The following is a 10595-nucleotide window of genomic DNA, read 5'->3' on the forward strand; positions in this document are numbered from 1 at the left end:
GGCAAAGTCCGCTCTGTTCAGGACGCCCTGACGGGCATCCCGCACAACGCTCCCTTGCTCCTCCTCTCCAAACCGGATCCGCTTGTGCTGGGCTCCGGTTTGGTAACCGCGGCTGCGCCGCAAAAGGCAAAGTCCGCTCTGTTCAGGACGCCCTGACGGGCATCCCGCACAACGCTCCCTTGCTCCTCCTCTCCAAACCGGACCCGCTTGCGCTGGGCTCCGGTTTGGTTGGCAGCTGCGCCGCCGTGCGGGAAAAGAGACAGGCGCTCTCCCCTCCCCGGAGCGGGGAGCACGCTGATTTTGGATTTACACCTTCTCAGGGGCGGGGTAATCCACCCCGAAGGTCTCCACGGTCACACACTTGATCCGCTGGTCGCTCTTGGGCCGGTCCATGCGATCGGTGGGCTGGCTGACGATGGCGTCGGCCACGTCCATGCCCTCGGTGACCTTGCCAAAAGAGGCATACTGGCCATCCAGGTGGGGGGCCTCCTCCACCATGATGAAGAACTGGCTGCCGGCGGAATTGGGATGCATGGCCCGGGCCATAGACAGCACACCCCGCGCATGCTTCAGGTCGTTCTGGAAGCCGTTCCCGGTGAATTCACCCTTGATGGAATAGCCGGGGCCGCCCATGCCGGTGCCCTGGGGACAGCCGCCCTGGATCATAAAGCCGGGGATCACCCGGTGGAAGATCAGCCCGTCATAGAAGCCGGACTTGACCAGACTCACAAAGTTGTTGACCGTATTGGGGGCCACCTCGGGATAGAGTTCGGCCACCATCTTTCCACCGTTTTCCATCTCAATGGTCACGACAGGATTCTGAGCCATGGGAAAACACTCCTTTCAAATGAGGGACCAGGACGCCGTCCTGTCCCATACTGCTTTTAATAGCGGCTGCGGTCCTTCCGGGCCCGGTCCATCTCCCGTTTGGCATCCCGGGCGGCCGCAGCATCCCGCTTGTCGTAGAGCTTTTTGCCCTTGCACAGGCCCACTTCCAGTTTGATGCGGGGACCCTTGAAATAGACCGAGAGGGGCACCAGGGCATAGCCGTCCTGCTTCACCTTGGCGAAGAGCCGCAGGATCTCCCGCTTGTGCATGAGCAGCCGGCGGGGACGCAGGGGGTCCCGGTTGAAGATGTTGCCCTTTTCATAGGGACTCACATGCATGCCGTGGACCACCATCTGCCCTTCCTTGATGATGCAGAAGGCGTCCTTCAGGTTCACGTTGCCCATGCGGATGGACTTGACCTCGGTGCCGCACAGCTCAATGCCGGCCTCGAATTTATCCTCCACGAAATAGTCATGATAGGCTTTCCGATTGGAGGCGATGAGCTTGACTGGGGCGTGATCCATGGCGCGCCTCCTTTCTCAGGGCTGGAACATTATTATACCACGTTCCGCAGACGATGAAAAGCAGAATTTTGTCCCGACCGAAAAACGGTCGGGACAAAAGCCTGTTCCTCAGAAGTCGCAACGGACGATACACTCCAGGGTCTTGCCGTCCACCGTACAGGTGATGGTGGTATTGCCCCGCCCCACAGCGGTGACGGTGCCATCCCCGGAGATGGTGGCCACCGCGGTGTTCCCGATGTGCCAGGTGGGGGTGGAGGAGGTACCGGACACCTTCAGCTGGTACTTGTCCCCCTTATTCATCAAGGTGAAATCGGTGCGGCTGAGGCTTAGAGCGCCGGTGCTGGCGCTGGAGTTGGAGGAGGCGCTCCCCGGGTTGGTAAAGCTGCACCGGACGGTGCAGGTCCTGGTGGTGCCGTCCCCCATGGTGGCGGTGATGGTGGCGCTGCCGTTCTTGGTCCCGTGGGTAACCAGCCCGCTCTCATCCACCGAGGCCACCTCGGGATCGCTGCTGGTCCAGGTGATGGAGCCGGTGGAACCATCCGGCTGGAAGGTGACGGTGAGCCGTACCGGGTCCGGGTAGCTGTCGTTCATAGTGAAGTCTTCCCGGTTCAGGGTAAAGCCGGTGGCCGTCTGGCCAACGGGAACGGTGGGCTCGGGAGAGACGGTGGGCGTAGCCGGGGCGGTCTCCTCAGGCGGAACAGTCTCCCCGGGCTGGGCGCTCTCAGAGGGCGCGGGCGGGGTCTCCTCCACACCTTGGGTCGTGGTCACCGGAGGGGGGGACGCCGGCGGCTGGTCCATGTCTCCCCGGTTCACCAGGGGCATGATCTGGGTCACCACGATCCAGATGGCGGCGGCGATGATGGCCAGGGGCACCACCGTGCTCACGATGCGCAGCGGCGTCCAGTCGTTCCCACGCCGGCTGCCGGCCAGCCGCCGGCCCCCTCTGGCGCTCCGGCCTTCCCCTTCGGTCTCCTCTTCCGGACGCTCCGGACCGCGCTTTTCTTCCGCCGCCTTCTCGTCACAGAAGGGGCAGCGTTTATAAGTAACGGAATAGTCCTCGCCGCAGTTGGGACAGCGGATGACGGCGGAACGGGTCCCGCTGGTTCGCTTGGCCATATGTGATCCCCCTTGGTCATTCTTTTCACAAATATATAGTACATGGTTCGATGGAAATCGTCAACCTTACAGCGGCATAAATAATGGATTGTTTACAATTTTATGTCGACTGCACAGACTTGACCCGGCCTGTGACATGTCATATAATCAAATCCATCCAGTTGCCTGTCAACAGGCGGGAGAAAGGACGTGGCGGCGTGAAGGACGCGATGACGGCCCAGGCCATGCACAAGCAGTACAGCGATGGGGTGACTGCCTTCCGGCAGCACATTGCCAACCCGGCCATGCGCCAGATGTTCCATGCCGGGGCGGACGAGTTCCTGCGTCGGTGCGCCCTCGGGGTGTGGCAGGCCGACGGCGGCACGGTCACCCCCCAGCATGTGGAGTGGTACAACGCCATCTATTGCAAGGGCGATCCCGTCCCCTCCGCCCTCTTTTGGGAGCTGAGCACCGCCGTGGCCGAGTATCCCGGCTTCCAGGCCCCCGCCTTTTTCCAGAAAATGATGGACTACGACAGGGCCTACGGCCAGACCACCGCCCGCCGGTTCGTAGACCTGATGGTTCTGATGCTCCTCCTCTTTGCCGCCGTGGACGGGGCAGTGAGCGACCAGGAGGCCGGCTTTGTCAATGCCTGCGCCGACGCCCTCTCCGCCCTCTGTGACCGGAACGGCCTGGACTGTGATCGCCCCCGCACCGATGCGTCCTCCTTCGTCACCCGCCATACGGGCAGCCCCTCCCCCGCGCCAGACACCGCCGCCGGACCGGCCCCGGAAGCGCTTTCCAAAGAAGAGACGGCCCAGCCCCCGGAAAAGTTGGAGGACCTGCTGACCGAATTGGATGGACTGTGCGGGCTGGACCGGGTCAAACGGGATGTGAAAAGCCTCATCAATCTGGTAAAAGTCCGCAGGCTGCGGGAGGAACAGGGCCTGCCTGTCCCACCCATGTCTCTCCACCTGGTCTTCATGGGCAACCCAGGCACCGGCAAGACCACCGTGGCCCGGCTGCTGGCCCGCATCTACCGTGCCATCGGCGTACTCTCCAAGGGGCAACTGGTGGAGGTGGACCGGTCCGGCCTGGTGGCCGGCTTCGTGGGCCAAACCGCCATCAAGACCAGCGAGGTCATCCAGAAGGCCCTGGGCGGCGTCCTCTTTATCGACGAAGCCTACGCCCTCTCCAGTCACGACAACGCCAACGACTTCGGCCGGGAGGCCATCGAGACCCTTTTGAAGGCCATGGAGGACCACCGCTCCGACCTCATCGTCATCGTCGCCGGCTATACAGACCTGATGGAGGACTTCATCCACGCCAACCCCGGTTTGGAGAGCCGCTTCAACAAGTACTTCCACTTTGAAGATTACACCGGCGAACAGCTTTTTTCCATTTTCCAGTCCATGTGCGGGAAAAATCAATACACGCTCAGCAATGATGGCTCAGAATATTGCAGTTCGTATTTGAACGACCTCTATATGGAACGGGATGAGAACTTCGGGAACGCCCGGGATGTACGCAATCTGTTTGAGCGTTCCGTGGCCCGGCAGGCTGACCGGGTGGCCGCCTTGGAGGCCCCCACCCGGGAACAGCTCATGGAGCTGACCGCCGCCGACCTGAAGGCCGCGGCAGAAGAGGGCTGACCTCTGCGAGGGCTATTTACAGATTTTTAACAAAAAATTTGTTAGACCCCCTTTACAAATCCCCGGCGAAGTGGTATAGTATGGTCAGTCCAAAAAATAATAATGATTCTCATTAGCGAATTTGATACATGAATGAATTGGAGGCTACTTATTATGAAGAAGTTTGTTTGCACCGTTTGCGGCTATGTGTACGAGGGCGAGGCCGCTCCCGAGAAGTGCCCCCTCTGCGGCGCTCCCGCTGAGAAGTTCAAGGAGCAGTCCGGCGAGAAGACTTGGGCTGCTGAGCACGTGGTGGGCGTGGCCCAGGGCGCTCCCGCCGAGATCATCGAGGGCCTGCGCATGAACTTCGAGGGCGAGTGCTCCGAGGTCGGTATGTACCTGGCCATGGCCCGTGTGGCCCACCGCGAGGGCTACCCCGAGATCGGCCTGTACTGGGAGAAGGCCGCCTATGAAGAGGCTGAGCACGCCGCCAAGTTCGCCGAGCTGCTGGGCGAGGTTCTGACCGACTCCACCAAGAAGAACCTGGAGATGCGTGTGGACGCCGAGAACGGCGCTACTGCCGGCAAGTTCGAGCTGGCCAAGCTGGCCAAGGAGCACAACCTGGACGCCATCCACGACACCGTCCACGAGATGGCCCGCGACGAGGCCCGCCACGGCAAGGCTTTCGAGGGCCTGCTGAAGCGCTACTTCGGCTAATCTATCAAGCGTAGAGAGCGCCCCGGTCCATTAGACCGGGGCGCTTTTTCCGTGGCGGGCCTCGTCACCGAGCGTTTTGGCAAAGCCAAAACCTCGATGCCGGGCGGATTCACTCCGCCCGAGCAGATCCAATTATCGGGGCCCCCATGGGACGGGTCCTATGGGGTTTGCCCGCCGCGCAAAACAATATCCCGGCTGCATAGTACTGCGCAGGGCGGACAGATGTGCAAAAACGCGCGCCGCGGAGAAGGCTTCTCCGCGGCGCGCGTCGGCTCGTATTCCCTTTTAGTTGCCCGCGCCCAGCTGGAAGGACGCGCACTCGGTGGCGCCGCAGCTGGTGACCTTGCTCTGGCAGCCGCCCACCCGGATCTCATTGAGGGTGCAGTGGTTCTTCTCCTTACAGTGGTAGGCGCAGCTGGCCACGGTACAGGCGATGCTGGGATTGGCATTTTTTTGTTCCATGGAATGTGACCTCCTTCATTTGGTACGGCCCTAGTATGTACCAATGGAGTGAGGTTTATTCCGCAGACTGTTCCGTCTCCTCCGGCTTTCCCTCGTTTGAATGGACCACCTGGGGGATGAACCGACGGGCAAAGCGGCCCTCGCCGCGGGTCTTCACATAAACATAGCCGATGACGGAAAAGACCACTGCTCCAATGAAGTTCACGAAGAGATCCTTCATGGTGTCCAGGATGCCCACATCCAGGTAGCCGCCCAGCCCCAGGGCCTGCTTGGCGCCGTCAGCCGTGACCACGATGACGTCGGTGATGTCCCGGATGATGGTGGGATGGTTGCCTCCGGTGGGGTCCAGCCGCACAGAGGAGATGGTGTTGATGATGGTATCCTTCTGCATATCCAGGAGGAAGAACTGATCCATGATGCACTCAAAAAACTCCCACAGCACGCCGATGGTCATGGAAAAGCAGAAGGCGGTGATGGCCAGAAAGATGGGAGAGAGTTCGATGGAAAACCGCTCGCTCCGGTTGAGGATGTCCACCAGGGCAAAGCCGATGGCCGCGCACAGAAAGCCGTTGAGGGTGTGGAGCATGGTGTCCCAATAAGGGAAGGTGATGTAATAAGCCTGGATCTCCCCCAGGATCTCCGCCGCGAAGATGAAGAGCATGATGATGATCTCCAACGTATCCGGGAGGTCCACATGGATCTTCCGCTCGATAAAGGTTGGGATCAGGAAGAGGATCAGGGTCAGCACGCAGAGGAAGACGTTTTCAAAGTTGCCGTTGAGGAATTGGGCCACCATCACCAGGATGACTGCCAGACGCAGGACGATGTAGACCGTCATGACCGCACCCTTCTTCGCGTGGAGGGCCTCGACGGTGCTGTGTACCGACTCAGAGAGCTTTTTTTTCTTTTTTTGTGCCATTTCCTGGCTCCTTTCGTTCTGAACCGCCGCGCGTTCCGGCGCGCCGGCAGGCCGCTTTCGCGCTCACCTTCTGGTTATTGTACCATAAGCGTCCCCAACACGCAACCTTCAGCATCCGCCTGCATAGGATGGGCCGAGGTGATCCCTTTGGACCTGAAAAACAACCAGATCCTGGTGGGGGCTCTGCTGGACGCCCCCGCCTCCCACGCCGTCTTCCAGCGGCGCTTCGGCAAGCTGCTCAAGCACCCCATGGTGCCCGCCGCCCGGAGCCTCACCCTGGAACAGCTGCTGGGCTTCGCCCGGCTCTACTTACCCAAATCCGTCATTCAGGACACCCTGGACGAGCTGCGCCGGCTGTGAGGGCCGCCGCCGCACCAAAAAACCGCCGCATCCCTGCCCTTGTGAGGTCGGGATGCGGCGGCTTTTTCTCATTTCAGGTCAGGTCCTTGAGCATGACCAGCTCGGTGATGCCCGCCTTGGCGGCGTCGGGCAGCTCGCCCAGCAGCCAGTAGCCCCGACGGCGGTAAAATACCTGGGCGTCGGCGTTGAAATCGCTGACCATCAGGCTCACGCGCCGGGCGCCCTCCTGTCGGGCCAGCTTCTCCAGCTCGTCCATCAGGAAGCTGCCCACCCCTCTGCCGCGGAAGGCAGCCCGGACGCCGATGAGGCTCAGATAGGGATAGAGGCCGCAAAAGCCCCCCATCACCACCCGCATGGCCCCCGCCAGCTGTCCGTCCTCCGTCCTGGCCAGGTAGAGCTCCCCCCGCTCCGCCGCCCGGCGAAGCGAGGACGTCAGCCGTCCCTCGCCCTTGAAGTACCGCTCGTAGATGGCGCTGCCCAGGAAGATCTCCTCACAGTCCGCCGGCGGCTGTTCCCCCGAACGCTCCAGATAAAAGGCCATGCCCGTCACTTCCTTTCCGGCGGCAGGGAGATCTTGCCCATAACGGCGGCTGTGGCGGCGCCGGTCACGCTGGGGAGGACATTGGGCTTTTCCCGGACGCAGCAGTCGGCCAGAAGGGCAAAGGCCACCGCCTCCTTGGCGTCGCTGCTCCAGCCCAGGTCCTCCTGGGTGTGCACTTTGATGCCGTAAGGGGCAAACCGCTCCCGCAGGAAGCCGAGCAGGGCGGCGTTGTAGCTGCCGCCGCCCCCCACCACCAGCTCCGTCGCCTGCCGCCGGGGCAGGACATACCGCTGGTAGGCGTCTGCGATGGACCAGGCCGTGAGGTCGGTGACGGTGGCCAGGAGGTCGGCGTCGGACAGGCCGTGCTCCCGCCCATAGGCCAGGATCTTGTCCACATACTGGACGCCGAAGCGTTCCCGCCCGGTGGTCTTGGGCAGGGGCATGGCGTAGTAGGGGTCCTGCCGGAGCCATTCCAGGAGAGCCCTGTCCACCCTGCCCGCCGCCGCCCGTGCGCCCCCGGCGTCGTAGGTCTCCTTTCCGCCGGTGAGGGCGCTCACCACGGCGTCAATAATCATGTTGCCCGGGCCGGTATCAAAGGCGTACACCGCCTCCGGCCCCTTGTCCCCGGACAGGACGGTCATATTGCCGATGCCGCCGATGTTCTGGAGAAGGATGGTCTCCCCCGGACGGCGGTAGAGGAGATATTCCGAGAAGGGCACCAGGGGCGCGCCCTGTCCCCCCACGGCCATATCGGCCACACGGAAATCGGACACAGTGGGCACCCCCGTCCGGGCGGCGATCACAGCCCCCTCGCCGATCTGCACAGTAAAGGACACCGGGAAGCCGTCCTTCCCGCAGACCTCCGGGGCATGCCAGATGGTCTGGCCGTGGGAGCCGATGAGGTCGATGTCGGCCAGGGCAAGCCCCGCCTTCTCCACCACGGAGGCCACGGCCTGGGCATAGAGCTCCCCCAGGAGGAAATTCATATAGCCGATCTTGTCCACGGTGGCCGTCTCCGGGCGGAAAAGGGGGAAGATCTGCTCCCGGACGCCGGCTGGCCAGGGCCGGTCCTCAAAGGCGACCAGACGCACCTCCGGCGCCTCGTCGGAGCCGCCGATCTCCACCAGGGCGGCGTCAATGCCGTCCACCGAGGTGCCCGACATGAGCCCCACCACCCGGCGGACCGGTTTTCTGCGGATCTCTTCCAGCATAGCGCTTACCCCTCCTTTTCCTCAATGGCCTGTGCCAGCCGGCCTTCGCACCGGTCCAGCAGGGCCTGGGCTGATTCCCGATCCAGCCCCCGTTTGGCCATGAGGATGGCCAGCTTCACATGGCCCCCGGCCCCCTCCAGATAGACCTCCGCCTCCGCCGGGGTGAGCCCGGTGGCGTGGATGATGAGCCGCAGGGCCCGGTCCCGCAGCTTCTTGTTGCTGGCCTTCAGGTCCACCATCAGGTTGCCGTAGACCTTGCCCAGCTTGATCATGGAGCAGGTGGTCAGCATGTTGAGCACCATTTTCTGGGCGGTGCCCGACTTCATGCGGGTGGAGCCCGAGATGACCTCGGGGCCCACCAGGGGGGCGATGGTCACGTCGCACAGCCCCTCCAGCCGGGACCCGGCGTTGGTGCACACCCCCACGGTGACGCTCCCCCGCTCCTTCGCCCGCCGGAGGGCGGCCAGGACGTAGGCAGCGCTGCCGCTGGCGGTGATGCCCACCACCGCGTCGTCGGGCCCCACGGCCAGCTCCTCCACCAGGGCGACGCCGTCGGCTTCGCTGTCCTCGCAGCCCTCCACCGGGTGGCGCAGGGCCACGTCCCCGCCGGCGATATAGCCCTGGACCATGTCCGGGTCCACCCCAAAGGTGGGGACGCACTCGGAGGCGTCCAGCACCCCCAGCCGCCCGGAGGTGCCCGCCCCCAGATAGATGAGCCGGCCACCCCGCCGGAAACAGCCGTAGATGAGATCCACCGCCTGGGCGATGTGGGCGCGCTCCGCCCCCACCGCGTCCGCCACCAGGGCGTCCTGGCGGTTGATGAGCGCCACCATCTCCTCGGTGGTGCAGGTATCGATGCTCTGTGTCTCAGGGTTGACCCCCTCGGTGGCCAGACCGGCCAGATAGTTGTCCATGGGACCACCTCCAACTCTGTTCCCTTTCAGACTATCCCATCTCCTCCGGGTTGTCAATAAAATTTCACTCCGAACAAGAAATCTGAAACAAAATTTTCAAACCTATGGACTTGACCGTTTCTTTTTGCTATACTGGATAAAAAGCGGAGGGGGCGCCGGGTTTGGATTGTATACTTTTTATCAAAGAGTCTCTGGACAGCCTCACTCCCACGGAGGGCCGGCTGGCCGCCTACCTGCTGGACCACAGCCGGGAGGTCATCCACATGAGCGCCCAAGAGTTCGCCGAGCAATGCGGCTCCTCCCCGGCGGCGGTGGTGCGTCTGGCCCAGAAGCTGGGCTTCAAGGGCTTCACCGCCCTGAAGCTGGAGCTGGCCCGGGCCTCCGGCCAGGAGGAGCCCGACGCCTTCCAGTCGGCCATCCGGGACAACGACGACATGGAGACCATCGTCCACAAGGCCGAGCGCATCCACCTGCACAACACCTCCCTCACCTACCAGATGGTCAATGTCTCCGTCCTCTCTCAGGCGGTGGAGGAGATCTGCACCGGGCGGCGCATCCACCTCTTCGGGGTGGGGGCCTCCGGCCTGCTGGCCATGGACTTTCTCTATAAGTCCTCCCGCATCGGCATCCCCGCCTTCTACCACTCCGACGTCCACACCAATCTGGCCACCGCCTCCCTGCTGGGGCCCGAGGACATCGTCATCGCCATCAGCTACTCCGGCGAGACCCTGGAGACTGTGCTGGCCGCCAGAGCCGCCAAGGAGCGGGGGAGCAAGGTCATCGCCATCACCCAGGCCAACCGCAACACCCTCGCCCGACTGGCTGACTACCCCCTCTACATCCCCGGGGAGGAGCGGGAGTTCCGAGTGGGCGCCATGACCTCCCGGACCTCCGGCCTGCTGATCCTGGACCTCATCTACCTGGGCATCGCCAAGCACGACCCCGAGCGCACCCAGGAAAACCTCCGCCAGACCCGGGCTCTCATCCGGGCCTTCCAGCGGGAATAAAGTTTCTCTGCGCCTGTCTTTTTTCTTGAAATCATATTCCGTCTATGCTACCATGTTTTCAGAAATACATCGGGGAGGAAACCTCCTCCCCCGCGGGGGCCGCGTATTCCTGAGCCATCGTGAGCACATGGAATATGGGGCCTTTTGCTATGCAAAAGCAGAGCAAAATTGGCCATGTGCCGCTTTCTGCGGCACGGCCATGAAATCAAAGCGCATGGGCCGGGACGGCCCATATGCGCATAAGCTTCATGCGCCACAAGCCTTTGCCCGTTTGCGTGGCGCGTGCGTGGCACATGACGTCTTGTAACCTGTATGAGGAGGGATGGACCACGGACTTCACTGTGATCGACCATATTTTGGAGGACTACCGGGGGCGGGGCTACTAC

Annotated in this window: 12 protein-coding genes; 4 read left to right on the plus strand and 8 right to left on the minus strand. The window is 62.7% G+C overall.

All coding sequences use genetic code 11. The features are described from left to right. Window positions 1-306: 306 nt before the first annotated feature. The 3 genes from Q0Y09_RS03185 to Q0Y09_RS03195 all read right to left on the minus strand — a co-directional run bounded on the left by Q0Y09_RS03185 (window position 307) and on the right by Q0Y09_RS03195 (window position 2468). Window positions 307-828: a peptidylprolyl isomerase gene (locus Q0Y09_RS03185; RefSeq protein WP_297717520.1), complete on the minus strand. Its 522-nt coding sequence runs from the start codon at window positions 826-828 to the stop codon at window positions 307-309. Between the two features lie 56 nt (window positions 829-884). Next, window positions 885-1352: an SsrA-binding protein SmpB gene (smpB, locus tag Q0Y09_RS03190; protein WP_297717523.1), complete on the minus strand. Its 468-nt coding sequence runs from the start codon at window positions 1350-1352 to the stop codon at window positions 885-887. A 108-nt stretch (window positions 1353-1460) separates the two neighbouring features. After that, the gene (locus tag Q0Y09_RS03195; protein WP_297717526.1) at window positions 1461-2468 is read right to left on the minus strand and encodes an Ig-like domain-containing protein; all 1008 of its coding nucleotides are present in this window, start codon (window positions 2466-2468) and stop codon (window positions 1461-1463) included. A gap of 197 nt (window positions 2469-2665) precedes the next feature. Here Q0Y09_RS03195 and Q0Y09_RS03200 point away from each other — a divergent pair, with 197 nt between their 5' ends. Together Q0Y09_RS03200 and Q0Y09_RS03205 are read left to right on the plus strand one after the other, a co-directional pair. Next, window positions 2666-4099 (plus strand): AAA family ATPase, encoded by a 1434-nt coding sequence (locus Q0Y09_RS03200; RefSeq protein WP_297717529.1) that lies wholly within the window; start codon window positions 2666-2668, stop codon window positions 4097-4099. Window positions 4100-4252: 153 nt separating this feature from the next. After that, window positions 4253-4795: an NADH peroxidase gene (locus Q0Y09_RS03205; RefSeq protein WP_297717532.1), complete on the plus strand. Its 543-nt coding sequence runs from the start codon at window positions 4253-4255 to the stop codon at window positions 4793-4795. A gap of 285 nt (window positions 4796-5080) precedes the next feature. Here the strand turns inward: Q0Y09_RS03205 and Q0Y09_RS03210 are convergent, their stop codons facing one another. Next, window positions 5081-5257 (minus strand): DUF1540 domain-containing protein, encoded by a 177-nt coding sequence (locus Q0Y09_RS03210; RefSeq protein ID WP_297717535.1) that lies wholly within the window; start codon window positions 5255-5257, stop codon window positions 5081-5083. 55 nt (window positions 5258-5312) lie between these two features. Further along, the gene (locus Q0Y09_RS03215; RefSeq protein ID WP_367184328.1) at window positions 5313-6095 is read right to left on the minus strand and encodes a hypothetical protein; all 783 of its coding nucleotides are present in this window, start codon (window positions 6093-6095) and stop codon (window positions 5313-5315) included. Between the two features lie 219 nt (window positions 6096-6314). On the opposite strand from Q0Y09_RS03215, the gene Q0Y09_RS03220 reads away from it, so the two are divergent. Then, the gene (locus tag Q0Y09_RS03220) at window positions 6315-6536 is read left to right on the plus strand and encodes a hypothetical protein (protein ID WP_297717540.1); all 222 of its coding nucleotides are present in this window, start codon (window positions 6315-6317) and stop codon (window positions 6534-6536) included. A 73-nt stretch (window positions 6537-6609) separates the two neighbouring features. Here the strand turns inward: Q0Y09_RS03220 and Q0Y09_RS03225 are convergent, their stop codons facing one another. The 3 genes from Q0Y09_RS03225 to murQ are packed head-to-tail and all read right to left on the minus strand — an operon-like array spanning window position 6610 to window position 9202. Further along, window positions 6610-7077, minus strand: a complete 468-nt coding sequence (locus tag Q0Y09_RS03225) for an N-acetyltransferase (RefSeq protein ID WP_297717543.1) — start codon at window positions 7075-7077, stop codon at window positions 6610-6612. 5 nt (window positions 7078-7082) lie between these two features. Next, window positions 7083-8288, minus strand: coding sequence for an anhydro-N-acetylmuramic acid kinase (locus Q0Y09_RS03230; RefSeq protein WP_297717545.1), 1206 nt, complete (start codon window positions 8286-8288; stop codon window positions 7083-7085). Between the two features lie 5 nt (window positions 8289-8293). Next, the gene (murQ, locus tag Q0Y09_RS03235) at window positions 8294-9202 is read right to left on the minus strand and encodes an N-acetylmuramic acid 6-phosphate etherase (protein WP_297717548.1); all 909 of its coding nucleotides are present in this window, start codon (window positions 9200-9202) and stop codon (window positions 8294-8296) included. Between the two features lie 161 nt (window positions 9203-9363). Here murQ and Q0Y09_RS03240 point away from each other — a divergent pair, with 161 nt between their 5' ends. After that, window positions 9364-10209 carry a MurR/RpiR family transcriptional regulator gene (locus Q0Y09_RS03240; RefSeq protein ID WP_297717550.1) on the plus strand — a complete coding sequence of 282 codons (846 nt, stop codon included), beginning with the start codon at window positions 9364-9366 and terminating at the stop codon, window positions 10207-10209. The last annotated feature ends 386 nt before the right edge of the window (window positions 10210-10595 follow it).

This window comes from Intestinimonas sp. (assembly GCF_026169115.1).
In the GTDB taxonomy this organism is placed as follows: domain Bacteria; phylum Bacillota; class Clostridia; order Oscillospirales; family Oscillospiraceae; genus Intestinimonas.